This is a genomic window from Burkholderia sp. MSMB1588, assembly GCF_001546925.1.
Lineage (GTDB): Bacteria > Pseudomonadota > Gammaproteobacteria > Burkholderiales > Burkholderiaceae > Burkholderia > Burkholderia humptydooensis.
Genome location: NZ_CM003770.1, coordinates 836,920 through 854,486 on the forward strand (window position 1 = coordinate 836,920; position 17,567 = coordinate 854,486).

General features: G+C 66.3%; 16 protein-coding genes and 1 pseudogene. 6 read left to right on the top strand and 11 right to left on the bottom strand.

What is annotated here, in order from left to right:
- Window positions 1–40 precede the first annotated feature (40 nt).
- The 5 genes from WS92_RS03505 to WS92_RS03525 all read right to left on the bottom strand — a co-directional run bounded on the left by WS92_RS03505 (window position 41) and on the right by WS92_RS03525 (window position 5,121).
- Window positions 41–1,285, bottom strand: coding sequence for an ATP-grasp domain-containing protein (locus WS92_RS03505; RefSeq protein WP_059933587.1), 1,245 nt, complete (start codon window positions 1,283–1,285; stop codon window positions 41–43).
- 14 nt (window positions 1,286–1,299) lie between these two features.
- Complete coding sequence (locus WS92_RS03510) at window positions 1,300–2,643, bottom strand: ATP-grasp domain-containing protein (RefSeq protein ID WP_059933583.1); 1,344 nt, start codon at window positions 2,641–2,643, stop codon at window positions 1,300–1,302.
- 3 nt (window positions 2,644–2,646) lie between these two features.
- On the bottom strand, window positions 2,647–3,990 hold the full coding sequence (locus WS92_RS03515) for an ATP-grasp domain-containing protein (RefSeq protein ID WP_059933580.1): 1,344 nt from the start codon (window positions 3,988–3,990) through the stop codon (window positions 2,647–2,649).
- A gap of 17 nt (window positions 3,991–4,007) precedes the next feature.
- The gene (locus WS92_RS03520; RefSeq protein ID WP_006028427.1) at window positions 4,008–4,712 is read right to left on the bottom strand and encodes a heme oxygenase-like domain-containing protein; all 705 of its coding nucleotides are present in this window, start codon (window positions 4,710–4,712) and stop codon (window positions 4,008–4,010) included.
- A gap of 109 nt (window positions 4,713–4,821) precedes the next feature.
- A complete protein-coding gene (locus tag WS92_RS03525; protein WP_059933577.1) occupies window positions 4,822–5,121 on the bottom strand; it encodes a 2Fe-2S iron-sulfur cluster-binding protein in 300 nt (99 codons plus the stop codon).
- Between the two features lie 508 nt (window positions 5,122–5,629).
- Here WS92_RS03525 and WS92_RS03530 point away from each other — a divergent pair.
- The gene (locus tag WS92_RS03530; RefSeq protein WP_009914101.1) at window positions 5,630–6,088 is read left to right on the top strand and encodes a winged helix-turn-helix transcriptional regulator; all 459 of its coding nucleotides are present in this window, start codon (window positions 5,630–5,632) and stop codon (window positions 6,086–6,088) included.
- A gap of 134 nt (window positions 6,089–6,222) precedes the next feature.
- Here the strand turns inward: WS92_RS03530 and WS92_RS03535 are convergent, their stop codons facing one another.
- The 3 genes from WS92_RS03535 to WS92_RS03545 form a co-directional block, all read right to left on the bottom strand.
- Complete coding sequence (locus WS92_RS03535; RefSeq protein ID WP_043282967.1) at window positions 6,223–6,963, bottom strand: SDR family NAD(P)-dependent oxidoreductase; 741 nt, start codon at window positions 6,961–6,963, stop codon at window positions 6,223–6,225.
- Window positions 6,964–7,048: 85 nt separating this feature from the next.
- A complete protein-coding gene (locus tag WS92_RS03540; protein ID WP_009914102.1) occupies window positions 7,049–7,654 on the bottom strand; it encodes a glutathione S-transferase family protein in 606 nt (201 codons plus the stop codon).
- Between the two features lie 485 nt (window positions 7,655–8,139).
- Complete coding sequence (locus WS92_RS03545) at window positions 8,140–8,637, bottom strand: winged helix-turn-helix transcriptional regulator (protein WP_006028432.1); 498 nt, start codon at window positions 8,635–8,637, stop codon at window positions 8,140–8,142.
- A gap of 176 nt (window positions 8,638–8,813) precedes the next feature.
- Here WS92_RS03545 and WS92_RS03550 point away from each other — a divergent pair.
- Window positions 8,814–8,945, top strand: a pseudogene (locus WS92_RS03550) (formaldehyde dehydrogenase, glutathione-independent); the annotation flags it as partial.
- Window positions 8,946–9,043: 98 nt separating this feature from the next.
- Window positions 9,044–9,505: an SRPBCC family protein gene (locus WS92_RS03555; protein WP_059933672.1), complete on the top strand. Its 462-nt coding sequence runs from the start codon at window positions 9,044–9,046 to the stop codon at window positions 9,503–9,505.
- Between the two features lie 62 nt (window positions 9,506–9,567).
- On the opposite strand, the gene WS92_RS03560 is transcribed toward WS92_RS03555, so the two are convergent.
- On the bottom strand, window positions 9,568–10,086 hold the full coding sequence (locus WS92_RS03560; protein WP_082743859.1) for a hypothetical protein: 519 nt from the start codon (window positions 10,084–10,086) through the stop codon (window positions 9,568–9,570).
- Window positions 10,087–10,233: 147 nt separating this feature from the next.
- Here WS92_RS03560 and WS92_RS03565 point away from each other — a divergent pair, with 147 nt between their 5' ends.
- Window positions 10,234–12,168 (top strand): SMP-30/gluconolactonase/LRE family protein, encoded by a 1,935-nt coding sequence (locus tag WS92_RS03565; protein ID WP_059933574.1) that lies wholly within the window; start codon window positions 10,234–10,236, stop codon window positions 12,166–12,168.
- 243 nt (window positions 12,169–12,411) lie between these two features.
- Window positions 12,412–13,488 carry a hypothetical protein gene (locus tag WS92_RS03570; RefSeq protein WP_015603633.1) on the top strand — a complete coding sequence of 359 codons (1,077 nt, stop codon included), beginning with the start codon at window positions 12,412–12,414 and terminating at the stop codon, window positions 13,486–13,488.
- Here the strand turns inward: WS92_RS03570 and WS92_RS03575 are convergent.
- Window positions 13,466–14,452, bottom strand: coding sequence for a ribose-phosphate diphosphokinase (locus WS92_RS03575; protein WP_006028437.1), 987 nt, complete (start codon window positions 14,450–14,452; stop codon window positions 13,466–13,468). The genes WS92_RS03570 and WS92_RS03575 overlap by 23 nt on opposite strands.
- 90 nt (window positions 14,453–14,542) lie before the next feature.
- Window positions 14,543–16,675, bottom strand: a complete 2,133-nt coding sequence (locus WS92_RS03580) for an NAD(+) synthase (RefSeq protein ID WP_059933571.1) — start codon at window positions 16,673–16,675, stop codon at window positions 14,543–14,545.
- A 369-nt stretch (window positions 16,676–17,044) separates the two neighbouring features.
- Here WS92_RS03580 and WS92_RS03585 point away from each other — a divergent pair, with 369 nt between their 5' ends.
- Window positions 17,045–17,494: a CBS domain-containing protein gene (locus tag WS92_RS03585; protein WP_006028440.1), complete on the top strand. Its 450-nt coding sequence runs from the start codon at window positions 17,045–17,047 to the stop codon at window positions 17,492–17,494.
- The last annotated feature ends 73 nt before the right edge of the window (window positions 17,495–17,567 follow it).

The following is a 17,567-nucleotide window of genomic DNA, read 5'->3' on the forward strand; positions in this document are numbered from 1 at the left end:
TTCCTGATGGTTGAGATGGAGGCGGGCCTTTGCGATCCGGCTACGCGGCGCGCGCCAGTTGCTCGGCGTTGCGGGCGGCGGCGAAGAGCGCGTCGATCCAGTCCCGCGTGTCCCGCCAGTCCGGCCTGGCGACGATGCCGGCGAGCGGTGCCTCATGGGCCGAGTACGTGATCCGGCGAGGCAGCGGCGTGCCGGGCGCGAGCTCCGCCCAGTGAACGAGCGAAGGATCGTCGCGAAACGCGTCGATTCCGGCGATGCCGCGATGCGTGTCGGCCTCGCGCTTGTGACCCGGGAAGACGAACCACCCGTGCCAGTGCGGATGGGTTTGCGTCGGCGGCAGCGGGCGCGACGGCCGGCCGTCCAGCATCACGCGCAGCTCCTCCGACGGCAGGTGGACGCCCGTTGCATGCTCGAATGTCGCGACGACGTCCGCGCCGCCGACGCGATTGCCGACTTCGAGGAAGACCGTCTCCGCGCGATTTTCGATCGCCTCCAGATGGAAGCTGCCTTGGCGGATGCCGACGGCGGCGAGCGTGGCGCGCACCCACGCGGCCGCGTCGTCCGACACCGGGAAGTGGTACGAGCCGAGCGGCTCGCCCTGCGCGAAGCCGAGGCAGGTGCCGATGTAGCGGCTCGCGGTCAGCGTCAGCACGTCGCCGTTCGCGACGAGGCCGTCGAAGTGCACGATCGCGCCTTCGACGAATTCTTCGAGCTCGTAGGCGTCGATCGCCTGGACTTCGCCGTCGAGCCGCGCGACGCCCGAGCGGCGGCCGGCGATCGCCTGGGCGATGTCGGCGGGCGAATCGAAGATGACGACGTCCTCGCTCGACGCGCCGCTGATCGGCTTGAGCACGGTGCGGCCGCGCCACGGCAACGCGGCGGGCGCGCGCAGGAGCTCGGCGACCGAAGCGAAGCGCGGCACGCGCAGGCCGGCGCGCCGTACCGCCTCCTTCATTTCGACCTTGTCTCGCACGAGCGTGACGTCGCCGACGGTCGCGCCCGGCACGCCGAGCCATTCGCGCAGGCGCGCCGCATCGAGCAGGTCGTATTCGGACATCGCGATGATCCGGTCGAAGCGACGGTCTTCGCGCTGCAGCCACGCGCGCGCTTCGTCGAACGTGCCGGCGTGGCCGGGGCGCTCCACGACTTCGTGGCGCAGGCCGGGCGGCAGCGTGTCGAGCAGCGCGCGCGTGCCGAAGTACGTGACGAAGTGGGCGTCATGATCGATGCCGCGCGCATATTCGATGCGCGGATAGGGCACGCGATGCAGGATGAGCAGATTCATGGTTCGGGCTCCGTTCAGGCCGCGAGAGCGGCGCCGCGCCGCGCTGCCGCTTCGCCGGCGCCGATCGGCGCCCGCGCGAGTTGCGCGAGCCACGCATCGCGCACGGCGGCGACGAGCGCGCGCATGTCGGCCGCATCGTCGTCGGTCGCGAAGCATGCCTGCGCGACGAAGTCCGCGTTGTCGCGCGGCACGGCCGGGATGGCGCGCGACCGTTCGGAAAGCCAATCGAACGCCAGCCGCCGCAGCGCTCCCGTGTTGGTTTTGCGCGCTGCGCTGTCGAGCGCCTGCTCGAACCATGCGATGCCGGTTTCGATGTCGGGCGGTGTGAAGACGCGGTCGGCCGGCGCGCCGAGCATCACGGTCGCCGCTTGCCGGCCAGACGTCGCCAGGCTCGGCTCGCGCGGCACGCCGAACGCGGCGTCGACCCAAAGCGCGTAGAAGTCGACGCCGTAGACTTCCGCGGCGATCGTCCATATCTTCATGCCGGCCGGGCGGCGGTTCGGTTCGACGACGGCGGCGAGCCGGCCGTCGTCGTCGAGCTTGATCTCGTTGTGGAACGGGCCGTCGCGTTGCCCGACCAGCACGTTCGCGAGCCGTCCGCTCCGCGTGAGCGTGCGGCGCTCGGCGGGCGTGAGCGCGGCGGGCACTACCTGCGCGATTTCGACCGGATAGCGGCCTTCGGCGCTGATCTTCTCCGTGATGAATTCCGTTGCGCCCACGCCGTCGAACGAGAATTCCCGGGCGAACGGAATCAGGGTCTCGCAAATCGCGCCGCGAGAAAGATAGGGCGCGACGGCCGCGAACGCGGCATCCAGATCGTCACCCGGCTTGACCACCACGACGCCGCGATTGTTGCCTTCGCACGACGGCTTGACGACGAAGCCCTCCGGATGCGATGCGGCGAATTCGCGCAGATCGGCGACGTCTTTCACGTCGGCGCTGTCAGGAACGAACAGATGCTGGGCTTCGAGCAGTTCGCGCGCGCGGGCCTCGGCGACGCGATAGGCGCGCTTGCTGAACGCACTCGCGGCGAGCGGCGCGGAATCGACCGGCAGGCCGAGCCGCTCGAGCAGCGCGGCGCCGCTTTGCACCGCGTTGTCGGAGAACACCATGCCGGCCCGCAGCCGCGCGCGCCACGGCGCCAGGCGTTGCAGCGCGGTGTCGGCGAAATCTTCGGCGAGCGGGTCGAGATCGAGCACGTAGTCACAGATCCGCGCGTCGCGTTCGGTCGGCTGCGCGCGGATCAGCAGCGTTTGCGCGCCGTGGCGCAGGCGTGCGTAAGCGGCGATGTGCTCGACGTCGGATATCCGCGAGAGGTTGTAATCGACGATCAGCAGCAACGACGATTGGGCATTCACGATTTATGCCTCCAATGCGATGGATGATGAGTGGTAGTGCACATCGATCGCGTTGGCCGACTCGGCAAGGAGCGCGGGCAGCTCGGCTTTCTGCGCATCCCGCGTCATGTGCCACAGCAGTTGGCCGAGAAACACTTCCCTTGACGCTTGCTCGACGACGTCGCCTGCCTTCAGCAGAATGTGCGTGAGCGCGGGCGGCCGGCTGAGCGGCCGGATTTCGATGCGGTCGATGTGGCCGGGTGCGGCGAAATACACCCGGAAAAACGTCGCGTTCGCCGTGGGGGGCGTGCCGTTCGCCGTATAGGCGAGGCGCGCGAGCGTGTCGCGGAACGATGGATTCGCGCGTTCCTTCGTCTGCGCGAGCAGCAGATCGAGCCATAGTTCGAGCAGGTTCGCCTCTTCGTTCAGCGCGCCGACGCTCGGTGAAATCAGGCTGCCGCCGATCCGCGGATTGATCTCGATGAGATCCCACCGGTCGCCGTCGAAGCGGGCTTCGACGTGAAAGCAACCCCAGTCGAGCGAGAAGTGGGCGAGCACGGCGCGCAGCCAGTCGATTCCCGCGGCGATGCCGGCCGCGGAAATCGAGACGGGCGGACTCGTGCAACTGTCTTCGAGTACGGTGCCGTTCGCCTCGGTCAACTGGCATTTCTCGTGGATCGCCACGACGAACGTTTCGCCGTTCACGGTCAGCGCCTCGAAGCTGAACTCGATGCCGGCGACGTAATCCTCGGCGATGAACGCGATGTCGTCGCCGAGCGCGGATGCATAAACCGTGTCGTCGCGCGCGCGCGTCGCGATGTCGGCGAGCGTCGACCACGTCGTATCGGCGGTCAGCCGGAACGCGCCGTAGGACGCGATGCCGCGTGCGGGCTTCACGAAGTACGCCCGCCCGTCGCGTTTCAGCACGTCGAGCGATTCGGGTGTCAGCAGGCGCGCGCCGCTGCGGGACAGTTCCGCCCGTTGCAGTGCGTTGCGCACGAAATGCTTGTCGCGCAGCGCAGCGATGCGTTTGGCCGGCACGTCGCTCACGTCGAGGCTCGCGTTCGCGAGCGCCATGAGAGCGCGATAGCCTTCCCACACGCTGACGCACGCGATGACGGCGGCATTCGATTCGCGCAGGGCGGCGATGGCATGCAGGACGTCGTTTTCCGCGAGCACGTGCGAATCGGCCGACAGCACCGCTTCCGCCTTGTCCCGCAACGCCTGCAGACGCGCGTCGCCGTGTTCCGGCAGGGGCTTGGAGCTCAGGACGTACGCTTGCAGGCCGCGTGCGTGGATTGCGGCGATCAGATCCTCCGCGAACGAGAAGCCGCAGTGGCTCAAGATCAGGACACCTGTGGATGCCATCGCCTGTCCTCCCGTCGTCAGGCGGCCGCTTTCAGCGGCGCCTGGATCTTGTCTTCGTAAAGCTCCTTGAAGTACAGCGCGAGCACGGACTGATGCTCACCCAAGTAGCGCTTGAACGCATCGATGTCGTCATCGCTGCGCAGCAGGTGGCGGATCGCCTGCCACACTTCGCCCGGATGGTCGTCGTTGATGTCGGTGTGCGAGTGCGCGACCTGGCCGGTAATGTTGGTTTCGCCGACGGATTCCTTCAGCGCCTTGATCTTGCGCGGCTCGAGCTTCACGTTCACGTATTCGACGAGGTACGAATAGGCGACCACGCCGAGCGGACCTTCGTGGTCGAGCAGGTACGAGAAGTAGCCCGTCAGCAGCTTCGTCGACAGATACGGCTCGGTCGCGAGAAACTGATCGCGGCTCACGCCCGCTCGCGCGAGATCCTGAATGAACAGCTCGTCGTGCAACATCTCTTCGCGCTCGTAGTTCGCCCAGATCTGCGCGGCTTCCGGGCTTTGCTTCGCGATTTCCGCCAGCGCCTTCGATTCGGACACGCGCAGCAAGCGGATTCTCCATGCGGTCTCGATCAAATGGCGCTTGTAGTATTCGGAATCGACCTTCTTGCCTTCCAGATGCGCGGCATACGGAACCGTTTCATACCAGTTCTCGATTTGCGTATCGATGAGCGCGTCGATTTGCTTGCGCAATTCGTCGGAATCATGGGAGCTCAAGAAAGGAACCCGATTTCCGAGTCCGGTATTTTTTACGCGGTTAACCATGATGATTTCCTTGTTTGGTTGAGGAAAATACGAGGTGAATCCGGTGCGGCGATTCGCGGTATCAGGTGTGAGGCGCTGCGACGCGAATCGCGACCGCTCCGTTGACGCGACATTGACACGCCAATCTGAATGCGTCGCCCGCATAGCCCAAGGTGTCGAGAAAGGCGCTTTCGCCCGTCGAGCGCTTGCCGAGCTGATCGAGCCCTTCCAGAACCTCTATGACGCACGCGCCGCATGCGCCCGCACGGCAGCCGAACGGGATCGACTCCTGCCCGTGCAGCTCGAACTCCAGCTCGGTCAGCGAGCTTCCGGACGGCAGTTGAACCTCGATGTTTTGCGGAAGAAGTTTGACGGTAGGCATGATCGAACTTTGACGCGATGTGAGGTCAGGTTAATTTGAATGCCTGAATTCAAAATATGAAGACAATGAAATTTCAGATTGATGAGGCTGGTGATCCGATCGAATAAAAATGGAGATCGAAATAAGGACTGAATCAGAAAATTCTTATTGGTTATGGTTGATTGCGTCTGTGAGACCGGATTATTTTTCTTAAGGTTGCAGATTGCAACTTATATTTTGAGAATAATTTATGAGCGAATATTGGTTGCTGGTTTGTTGGGGAGTTCGCGCACAAAGGCGCGTTTGCGCTGGGAATTGGGCGGGCTGATTCGCCCAATGAGGCGCCTCGTTCGGTTGCCCGGCGAGTCGACGTCACGCCGGCCAGTCGCGCGTATGGACAAGCGGATTTGGAAGCATTAATTTGATCGTGAAAGTCCGGGTAATGTGACGAATTCGGACCGGCCGATGCATCGGCGCGCATGCCGAGCACCTTCCGGGAAAGGCTCGATACCGAACAAGGGAGATTCCAATGATCAAGCGAAACTGCGTGGAAATTCAGGCGATTTGCCCCGTCGCGCGCGCGGTGGACGTGATAGGCGATCGCTGGTCGCTATTGATCGTTCGCGCGGTGCTCGAAGGCGTCCGGCGGTTCGGTGCATTGCAACGTCATCTCGGCATTGCAAGCAACATCCTGAATGACCGGTTGCGGACGTTGATGGCAAAAGGCGTGCTGGAGGCGAAGCAGGCGTCGGACGGGTCGGCTCATCTCGAGTACGCGCCGACGAAGCTCGGTGAAGGGCTGTTTCCGGTCATCGTCACGCTGCATCAGTGGGCGGAGACTTATTTGTATGCGGAAGGCGAGCGCTACGCGATGCTGATCGAACGAGGCAGCGAGCGGCCGATTCGCCGGCTGGAGTTGCTGCGGCACGATGGCGGCCCGCTGAGTGCGACGAACACGGTCGTCTATTTGCCCGCCGCCGGCGATTGAACGCGCGGTTGCGGCGATGCCGCTTCTTCCGGGCGTGATCGCGCAATGCAGCGGCGCGCGCCTCGCGAGCGGCCGTTCTCGTGGCAACGCATGTGCGTTTCGTATGGAAACAGACCCTGGTCGAGGGCCCGCGTTCACCACTTCTCTGCGAACGGGCGAATCACGTGATCGAACGACCAGGTCGACGGGTGTTGATGCGCGATGTGAAAGACCTCGTCGGCAATCGCGTCGGGGTGCGCGAAGTACTCGTCGCGCGCGAATGGCCAGCCTTTCGGCGGTTCGACCCACGCAGGCCGCGTGCGGCCGTCTTCACCGAGCCAGGGCGCGTCTATCGCCGCGTCGATGATCACATAACCGACATGCACGCGTTGCGGGCCGAGTTCGCGCGCGAGCGCTTCGGCGAGAATCCGCTGCGCGGCCTTGGTGGGCGCGAACAGCGCATAGTTCGGCTTGCCGCGCAGCGAAGCCGTGTTGCCCGTCACGATGATCGCGCCGCCTCCCGCTTCGATCATGCCCGGCGCGCACGCGCGGGCAAGATGCAGCAGCGCCGTCGTGTTCACGCGAAAGTTGCGCTCGAGCCGTGCGGGGTCCGCTTCGAGGAACGTCGCGAACGTTTCGGACACGGCGTTATGGACGACGACCGACGGCCGGCCGAACTCGTTGCGCACGGCTTCGACTGTCGTTGCAAGTGCGTCGAGATCGCCGACGTCGCAGACGAATGCGCGACTGCCTTCGATCGTGCGCTCGAAGTCGAGCAGACGTTCGCGGTTGCGCGCGAGCATCGCGACCCGGTAGCCGTCGCGGGCGAACCGGCGGGCGATCGACGAGCCGGTCGCGCTGCCCACTCCGGTGATCAAGCAGATTCGGTCAGTCATGGTGTGGTGTCCTGTCGAAATGCGGCGATATGGCGGCGCTCGCTTTTGCGCGGCGTCGACGTTTTTTCATTTCGATCGCGGCGTTCTACGGGCGAGTGCGGGCGAATGCGGGATGGTCCGCGACGGACGCGGCGACGGCGGAGAGCGCACGCGCATGCGAGCCCAAATCGAGATCCGGATGGGTTGCTTGCGCATAGTCGTACGCAACAACGGCGGTGATCGTCGCCAGATTCAGCGCGGTCGAGCGGATCGGGCCGCCCGAGCGAACGACTTCGTCGAGCGCGGTGAAGCCGTTGAGCGTTTGCGTGCGATAGCGGTCGATCAGATCGGCCTGCGTACCGTTGTCCGCCCGGTGCTCTTCCGCGTAGCGCGCGGTGGTTTTCTCGTAAATCGTCGTCGCGATTGCCGCGAGTTGAAGCATCGCTTGACGCGGCGCGCCGAAGCGCGGGGCGAGTGCGCGCTCGGGGCCGACTCGCTCGTCGAGAAAGTCGAGAATCGCGCCGCTGTCGATCAGGCGGGTGCCGTCGTCGAGTTCGAGCACCGGCACTTTGCCGACCGGATTCAGCAAGTCGGCGCGCGCGGCCTCGGTATAGCCGTTCAACGGATCGTGCTCGAAACCGATGTCGAGAACGTTGAGCGCAACGCCGACACGACGTGCGAACGGCGAGAAGTAGGTGCCGATCAATTTCATGGCGATGATATTGAGGAATGCATCGATTTGACGAAGGCAAGACGCGAACGCCCGGCCGCATCGGCTCGGATTGCCTGATTCAGGTGTGCCGCCTTGCTTGTGGCGGCGGCGAGCCCGGTCGGCTGTGCGTCGCGCCGTAGGCGCATGTCGTTCCACGTTGCGATTGCATCGTATGTTCCTTTTTTCCGAACCGATGAGGCCGACAATGCCGCTTTATAGCATTCGTGGTTTCATATTGCAACCTAATGGGCGATTGACCGCGAGCCGCCCAGAAAAGAGCGCATGGAGGATTCGTGTACGAGCGCGCGGCGTGGTGTTTTCGTGCGGCAGGGCAGCCGCGCTCGGCGTTCGCCGAATGCGGCCCGCTGAGGCGGGCGACGGGAGCGGGATGAAGCGACGCCAATTTGCCGGCGTTGCGAGATCGTGAGCGCCGCTTCGGCGGAGCGGGCGCAGGCGGTTACGGCCGCCAAGTCGCGAGTATCGGCTTAACGGGAACCCGTCGTTTTCGACTTGGTTGCCGCGCGAGTTGCCGCGCGAGGTTTGACGACACGCACGACGGTGTCCTCAGGCTGCAACAGGTTGCCGTCCTGAGCGTACACTTCGACGCGCTTGACCGGCCGGCCCGTTTGCCGATCGACGAGGCGCACGCGCGCGGCACTCCCGGGGAAGCAATAGTCTTCACCCCATTGCCTCAGCGCGACGAGCAAGGGAAACAGCGCGCGCCCCTTTTCGGTCAGCTCGTATTCGTGATGGACGCTGCCGTCCGACGCCGGCACGGTGATGAAGATGCCGTGCTCGACGAGGCTGCGCAGCCGGGCCGCGAGGATGTTCTTCGCGAGCCCGAGGCTTTCCTGAAACTCGCCGAACCGCCGCAGACCGTCGAATGCGTCGCGCACGATCAGCAACGACCAGTTGTCGCCGATCGCGTCGAGCGGACGCGCGACGCCGCAGCCGCTTTCCTTGTGACTAGTTCGCTTGCCCATTTGATTCCCAAAAAGCAGACGGCCGCGCACGTCGAGTCCGTGATGGCGCGGGATCGGCCGTTGCGCCCCCGGTGATGGGCGGACGCAGGATTGTTGCAAAATCGCATTGGCATTCCAGCATGCCATGGTTGCATTATAAAACGATGCCGGCATGGATCTGCCGTGTCCGGGGCCGGCCTTTGCCGGTGCTCGTGGATGTGGCAGTCATCGAGTTGGACCAGGCGCCGGACGGATATGCGGAATTCGATGCTGGCGTGCCGAAGAAATTCGTGATCGATCCGCACGGGAGCCTGGCGGCAGCCGCATGACCGGATCGGTCCGATCGTGTTGCCGAGCGCGGACGGGGCGGCTCATGATCGAATCCGATCCGGCCGTACAGGCCGGCGCAAAAGGATGGAGCAGAACCATGACCCGTTTGACAGGCCGCCGCGACACGGCGGCAAGGCTGATCAAGGCGTCGCGCCAAACGATCTATGATGCGTTCGTGAGGTGCGACGCCGTGTCGACATGGTTGCCGCCGCAGGGCGCGACCGCGCAGGTCCAGGCTTTCGAGCCGTGGACGGGCGGGCGATTTCAGATGACGCTTGCCTTCGCTACGGCTTCCGGCAAATCGACCGCGAATACTGACGTCGTGGCGGGTCGATTTGTCGACCTCGTGCCGCAGGAACGTATCGTTCAGGCTTTCGAGTTCGCCGCCGCCGATCCGGCCTTTGCCGGAACGATGACGATGACATGGAGTCTGAGGGCGGCGGAGGGCGGCACGATCGTTACCGTGACGGCCAAGAACGTTCCGCCCGGCATCGATCGAGCGGATCATGAAACCGGCATGAACTCATCGCTGGCCAATCTCGCGGCGTATGTCGAATGAACGCGGGCGCAGCCGTGCACTCGTCGCCCTGACAGCACGGACGCTCGATCGGATTGCGGCGCTTACTGCTCGCACCGCACGTCGCGCTTCAGCACCGAGATGATCGCCGGATACGTGCCGTGATCGAGGTCGATGCGCGCGACGACGTCCAGCATCGTGTCGTCGCCGTCGTCGTACACGCTGACGCGCTCGCGGCGCAGATACGCGAGGCCGGCGCAGCCGGATGCGCGGCCGTCTTCGGACACGCGGCAGTCGAGCGGATGGTCCGCGAGATAGCGGTAGCGATCGCGCTCGCGCGCGGCGAGATATTCGCGCAGATTCGGCGCGGCGCCGCCGACGCCCGTGACGATCGCGATTGCGCATGCCGGGGCGGCCGCAGGCGTGTCGTCGACTGTCTGCGCATGCGCGGCCGCGCAGATGGCCGCGGCCAGCGCGGTGAGGATCGAGATTCGAAGGAAGGGCATGGTGCGGGACGCTGTCGTCGGAACGAATGTCGGATTGTAGTGCGATTCCGGATGAGGGCGCGCCAATGCCAATGCCAATGCCACCCCCCCCGGCAGCAACGCGTTCGTCACGCGCACGTTGACGGTACACCGGACGCAATACAGACTGCAGACTGCGCCAGCGATACCGAGGAAGATTTCATCAATCACCGATCACGGATGTCGAGAAATCCGGCTGGCCGACCATTCACGTGAATGATTGCCACATTCAGGAGGGCATCAGTCATGGTCGAAACAAGACGAATGCATGCTGCGCTCGTCGCGGCAGCGATCGCCGCGATTGCACCGGCCTGTCACGCGCAAAACACCACCGACTGGCTGGCGAACACCTACGGCACCCTCGCGGCCCACGTGGGCAACACCGCGCGTTCGATGTGGGTCGCGCCCGAAGGCGTCATCTACACGTCCTCGATGTGGGACGAATACGAGGGCGGCGTCGCGATCTATCAGAACGGCAAGAGCCTCGGCTCGATCGGCTCGCACGCCGAGTTTCAGGGCGGCGCGATCACGGGCAACGCGACGTCGATCTTCGTCGCGCTTCAGTACGACAAGTCGCATGGAAGCGGCGCGGTCGGGCGCTACAACCGCGCCACCCGGGCTCGCGATCTTTTCATTCAGGTCAGCGCGTCGAACAACCAGCCTCGGGTCGACGTCGTCACCGGGCTCGCCACCGCGGGCTCGCTCCTCTATGCGAGCGACTTCTACGGCAATCGCGTCCGGATCTTCACGACGGGCGGCGTCTGGCAGCGGGACATCGGCGTCTCGGGCCCGGGCGCGCTCGCCGTGGATCGCGCAGGCAACGTCTGGGTCGCACGCAAGAGTGCGGGCGCGATCGTCGAGTTCAGCCCGGCCGGCGCGTTGCTGAACACCATCCGGATGCCCGTCGGATCGCAGCCGTCCGCGCTCGATTTCGATGCGTCGTCGGGGCAACTGATGGTCGGGGACGAGGGCCCGGACATGAACATCAAGCGCTACGACGTCTCGGGCACGCCGGCGCTCGCCGGCACGTTCGGCATTCGGGGCGGCTATCTCGACGCCACGACGGGCATCAAGGGCCAGGTGGGCGCGAAGCGCTTCACCCGCGTCGCCGGCATCGGCAAGGACACCGCCGGCAATCTCTATGTGCTCAACAACCCGTGGGGCGGCAGTTGGGACCTCGGCCGCAACGGCGGCACCGACATTCATGCGTACGACAGCGCCGGCAACCTGCAGTGGACGCTTCAGTCCCTCAACTTCGAGGGCGTCGCCGCGCCGGACCCGGCCACGGACGGCGCGCTGTTCTACGGCGGCACCAACATCCATGCCGGCAGCGCCGGCGGCGCCTTCGTCGCGAACACCGTCGATCCGTTCTCCTACCCGTCGGACCCGCGCATCGACATGAACGATACGCAGCGCGACGAGCATTTCGGGCAACTCGTCGCCGTTGGCGCGAACCGGATTCTCGTGGCGTCCGGCCAGAATCCGCCGATCTTCTACTTTTTCCATTTCGACAACGCGAATGGCTACGTCGCCATTCCGGACGCATCGATTCCCGGCCCCGCGTTCAATACGACCCAGCGGGTCACGGGCGGATTCTGCATCGACAGCAAGGGCGGCGTGTGGGCGGGGCTGGACAAGACCGGCTCGATCTACCATTACCCGCTGACCGGTTTCGACGCGAGCGGCAAGCCGGCATGGGGAGCCGGCATTCCGGTCCGCATTCCCGCGAGCGTCCAGCCGCTGACGCGCATCGTCTACCTCGCGGACAGCGACACCATGATTCTCGCGCAGGGCATCGCGGGGAGCGCGGACTGGACGTCGATCGGCACGCGGATCGAGGTGTATCACGGCTGGCGCGCGGGCAACACCACCGCGCCCGATCCGGTGATCAATCTCGCCAGCGCGGGCGCCAAGTCGATCGATGCGGCCGGCAATCACCTGTTCGTCGGCTACTGGTTCAGCAGCGGCGGGCCGGCGAGGCCGGACATCGACGCCTTCAACCTCGCCACGGGCAAGCTCGACGCCACGCTGGTCAACACCAGCACCGCCACCGTCGACGCCAGCAGCGCCGTCGATTCGATGTACGGCGTCAGGGCATACCTCCGATCGACGGGCGAATACGTGGTCACGAAGAACAACGTCAAGGGCAACAGCATCACCGTTTATCGCTGGAAGCCCTGATCGTGCGTTGCGTCCGTGAAAGCGGCGGCCGAGCGCCGCGGCAACGCGCCCGCGCTTGATCTCGCGCAACATTGCCGCCGCGCCGAAATCTATGCTGGCCGTGTCGATGGCGGCGCATCGGCATCGAAACGTCGCGCGGCGAGCCGGTGCGCGGCCGTCGGGGACGCGTGCGCCTCGCCGCGCCACCCACGCTCAATGCGCGATCTGAGCGGTGCGAATCGCGTACTCGGATCAGAGGCTTGCATGATCGATGCGGATCGTGGGCGGTCGCCCGTCGCCTCGCTGATGGAGAAAGTCGCCCGGCTGCGGGAGCCCGCTACCTGGCCGGACGGCGCGCATGCGGTGACGGCGATCGAAACGCACATGTCCTGGGTATTCCTCACCGATCGCCATGCGTGGAAACTCAAAAAGCCGGTGCGGGCGTCGCAGCTCGATTTTCGCTCGCTCGCCGCGCGCGCGCGTTTCTGCCACGAGGAAGTCCGATTGAATCGCCGGCTTGCGGCGGACGTCTATCTCGATGCGGTGCCGCTCACGATCGATTCGGACGGCCGCTTGAGGCCGAATGGCGCGGGCGAGATCGTCGACTGGCTCGTCGAGATGAAGCGCCTGCCTGCTGAACGGATGCTCGACCGGGCGCTGCTGCACGGGACCGCGACGCGGGCAGACGCGCGTCGCGTCGCGGAGCGATTGAGCGCGTTCTACCGCTCGCTTGCCCCCGCGCGAGGCGGCGCCGATCTGTACCGCGACGGCTTGCGCCGAACGATCGACTGCAACGAACGTGCGTTGCGCCGGCCGATGTTCGAGCAGCCTGTCGAGGTCGTTCGGGCGGTTTGCGTATTGCAGCGTGCGCTGCTGGACGCCGAGGCCGCCCGCTTCGACGCGCGCGTCCGGCAGGGGCGCATCGTGGAAGGGCATGGCGATCTGCGGCCCGAGCACGTCTGCATCGACGCGCAGATCGCGATCATCGATTGCCTGGAATTCTCCAGGCGGCTGCGCACGCAGGATATGGCCGACGAGATCGGCTTTCTCGCACTCGAATGCGAGCGACTCGGCGCGCCCGACTTCGCGCGCGCGCTATTGGACGAATATCGCGCGGCGAGCGGCGACGCCGTCGACGACGCGCTCGTGCATTTCTATCAGAGCTGCCGCGCGATGACGCGCGCGCGACTGGCCGCCTGGCATCTGCGCGAGAAGGCGTTCCGGGCGACCCCGGTCTGGCGCGATCGCGCGCGCGCATACGTCGCGCTCGCGCAGCGGCACGCCGGTTGCTGCGAGCGCCTGTGGACGGCGGCGCGCATCAGCGCCGCAGCAGGTCCGTGAGCGAGCCGCCGCGATGGATGCGCGCGATCGCCTCCGCGAACAGCGGGGCGCTGTCGAGCACGGTGAGCTTGTCTCTGAGCACGCCGGGCGGCACGCGCCACGGCGGCACCGAGTCGGTGACGGCAAGCGCGGTGAGCGCGTCGCCGCCGAGCAGTTCGGCGGCGCGGTCGAAGAACATCCCGTGCGTCGCGACCGCATAGACAGACTGCGCGCCCAATGCCCGGCAGTCGGCGGCGGTGTGGGCGAGCGTCGTGCCGGAGCCGATCAGATCGTCGACGATGACCGCGCAGCGGCCCGCGACGTCGCCGACGAGCGGCTTGGCGGTCACGACGCCGCTGCTGCGCAGCTTGCCCGCGAAGGCCGCGTCGACGGGGCGGCCGAGCCGCGTGGCGAGCCTCGCCCGAAAATCTTCCGCGCGGCGCACGCCGCCGGCATCCGGTGACACGACCACGATGGGCAGCTCGCCCGCCTGCCCGGCGAACCAGTCGACCAGCAGCCCGTTGGCTTCGAGGTGTTCGGTCGGGCAGCGAAACGCATTCTGGTATGCGGCGACGTTGTGCACGTCGATCGTGACGATGCGATCGACGCCGACGGCTTCGAGCATGGCCGCCACGTAGCGCGTGGAGACCGGATCGCGCGGCTGCGATCGTCGGTCCTTGCGGGAGTAGCACAGGTACGGCACGACCGCGCAGACGCGCGCGGCGGAGGCGTCCTTGAGCGCGCCGATGAACAGGAGCAGCCGGCACAGTTTGTCGTTGACGGAGCTTCCCGCTTCTCCGTACAGCGACTGCACGACATAGACGTCGTGTCCGCGCACGCTGACGAGCGGGCGCGTCTTGTGTTCGCCGTCCTCGAACGCGCGCTCTTCGTGCGCCGTGAGCGTGACGCCGAGATGGGCCGCGAGCCGCTCGCCGAACGAGCGGCTCGTCGCGAAGGCAAAGAGGCTGAAGGGGCTGTATGGCATGGTGGGAGATCCTCGATTCAGGAGCCGTCGCCGCGGCGGCGACGGGCAAGACACGCCGGCGCGGTCATGGCGGAGGCGGCGGCGTCCGCTTCAGCGCGACGCGGGGGCGGAGCGGTCGTCATCGATGGTCTCCGGCACCGTCGCGAGGTCGGCGAGCCAGGCGCGCGCACTCGCGTCGCTCGGCGCGCGGTAGTCGCCGCGCGGCGACAGCGAACCGCCGGAGCCGACCTTCGGGCCGTTCGGCAGGCAACTGCGCTTGAACTGCATGTCCTCGAAGAAGCGCGTGACGAAGATTTCGAGCCAGTGCTTGATCTCGCCGATCGAATAGGCATGCCGCTGGCCGTCCGGCACGTCGGGCCAGCGGCCGTGCGTTGCGTCATGCCATGCATGCCAGGCGAGATACGCGACTTTCGACGGCCGATAGCCCAGCCGCAGCAGGTAATAGAGATTGAAGTCCTGCAACTCGAACGGACCGACGGCGGTTTCCGATTGCTGCGCCGGTTCGGCATGGGCGTCGCCCGGAATCAGTTCGGGGCTGATCGCCGTCGTGAGCACGTCGTGCAGCACCGGGCTTGCTGCGCCCGCAAACGGGCCCTGCTCGGCCGCCCAGCGCACGAGGTAGCGAACGAGCGTTTTCGGAATGCTCGCGTTGACGGCGTAATGGGACATCTGGTCGCCGACGCCATACGTGCACCAGCCGAGCGCGAGCTCGCTCAGATCGCCCGTGCCGACGACGAGCGCCCCATGCCGGTTCGCGAGGCGGAACAGGTAATCGGTGCGCATGCCGGCCTGCACGTTTTCGAAGGTCACGTCGTAGCACGCCTCGCCGCGCGAGAACGGGTGGTCGAGATCGCGGAGCATCCGCGTGCAGGCGGGCCGGATGTCGATGCCGATGTGCCGGCAGCCGAGCGCGGCGATCAGGCGGGCGGCCTGCCCCGCCGTGCGCGCGCTCGTCGCGAAGCCCGGCAGCGTGCACGCGAGCACGTGATCCCGCGGCAGACGAAGCGCATCCGCCGCGCGCACGCACGTGAGCAGCGCAAGAGTCGAATCGAGCCCGCCCGATACGCCGATCACCAGACGCTCGACGCCGGCCGCCTTCATCCGCGTCACGAGCCCCTGCACCTGAATCGCGCTGATTTCCTCGCAGCGTTCGTGGCGCAGGGCCGGATCGGACGGGACATAGGGAAATCGCTCGCATACCCTCGCGAGCGGCAACACGCCATCGGAATCGACGGCGACGTCGATCGGAATCGTCCGGAATGCCGCGCACGCGCTCTGGTGCCGCAGCGCGGCGTGCGCGAAGCTCGTCTGCCGCATCCGTTCGCTGGCGAGACGCTCGACGTCGACATCGGCGAACAGGAGCTGCGGCGTCGGCGCGAAGCGGCGCGCCTGCGCAAGCAGCACGCCGTTCTCGAACAGCATGCCGTGGCCGTCCCATGCGAGATCGGTCGTCGATTCGCCCGCGCCCGCGCAACTGTATGCGTACGCGGCCAGGCAACGGGCCGACTGGTTGCCGACGAGGGCGCGCCGGTATTGCGCTTTCGCGACAGTGGCGTTCGAGGCGGACAGGTTGAACAGCACCGTTGCGCCGGCGAGGGCGGCATACGACGACGGCGGAATCGGCACCCACAAATCCTCGCAGATCTCGACATGGAACGTCAGCAGCGGCTGCGCGCGGGCCTGGAACAGCAGGCGGCTTCCGCATGGAATCCCGGCTTGCATCGGCAGATCGACGGTTTCCTGCGCGAGCGCGTCCCCCGACGCGAATTGCCGCGCCTCGTAGAACTCGCGGTAGTTCGCGAGATAGGTCTTCGGCACGATTCCGCAGATTCGCCCCCGATGGACGACCGCCGCGCAGTTGTAGAGCGTGGCGCCGATTCGCAGCGGCACGCCGACGATGGCGACCGCCGCGAGATCGTTCGACGCGGCGACCACGTCGTCCAGCGCCGCAAGGCCGGCGTCGAGCAGCGCCTGCTGCTGGAAGAGGTCGTCGCAGGTATAGGCGGACAGGCCGAGTTCCGGACAGACGACGACCAGTGCGCGTTCGCGCGCCGCGTCGCGCATCGCGTCGATCGTGCGCGCCGCATTGAAGGCCGGGTCCGCGACGCGCACGGGCGGTATGGCGATGGCGATCCGGACGAAGCCGTGCCGGTACGGATTGAGGAAGCGTTGCGCGGATGCGTCGCCGGTCGCCGGGCGGCGAGGGCGGGCGGGGGTCGTCATTGCTTGCTCCGGATGGCGCGCCGCGGGCCGACACATGCGTCGGGGCGGAACGCTCGCCGAGTGGGCTGCGCGCGGCCAGGCGGGCGAGCCGCGGCGCGCCCGACGTGCCGCACAGCGCCTGACGTTTCGAATCTAGGAACAAAGCCGCGAGGATGATTTGACGGACATCAAGTCCGCGCGGAAGCGCCGACGCGGGCCGAGGCAGCGGCATTCGGCTCGCAGCGCGTCGCGTCGATTGCGCCCGCGTTCGCCGCGCGCGATGCGTTGACGTACGTCAATCCCCGCCGAGTGGCGGCTCCTAACCTGATCGCACGATACGTCGCGCGACGCGCTTCGCCGTGCGCGGCCATTGGCACAGGAGAGACAACCATGCATATCGGAAGAATCAGCACCCAGCCCGTCGAATTCTGCACGGTCGATTGCAGCGCGCTCGAATTGGCAGAGCGCATGCGCCACGTTCATGTCGGTGATATCGTCGTGATCGAATACCGCGATGGCGACGCCGTGCCGATCGGCCTTGTCACCGACCGGGATCTCGTCATCGAAGTGATGGCGCGCGGCGAAGATCCGGGCCATGTGACTGCCGGCCAGATCATGTCGCGGGGTCTGATCGTCGTATCGGAGACCGACGAAATTGCCGTCGCACTCGAGGAGATGCGTCGTTCAGGCATTCGCAGGCTGCCGGTCGTCGACGACGCAGGCCGGCTGACCGGAATCGTCACGCTCGACGACATCGTCGAGTATCTTGCGGCGCTGTTCGGCGGAATTGCGGAAGTCAGCAAGCTGCAGCAGGTCGAGGAGCAACGCTTCCGCGCGTAGCCGATCACGTGCGTCACGCTTCGGACGCCGGCAGGGGGAGGGAGCAAGCGCATCGCGGCCGCCCGGTTGGGTG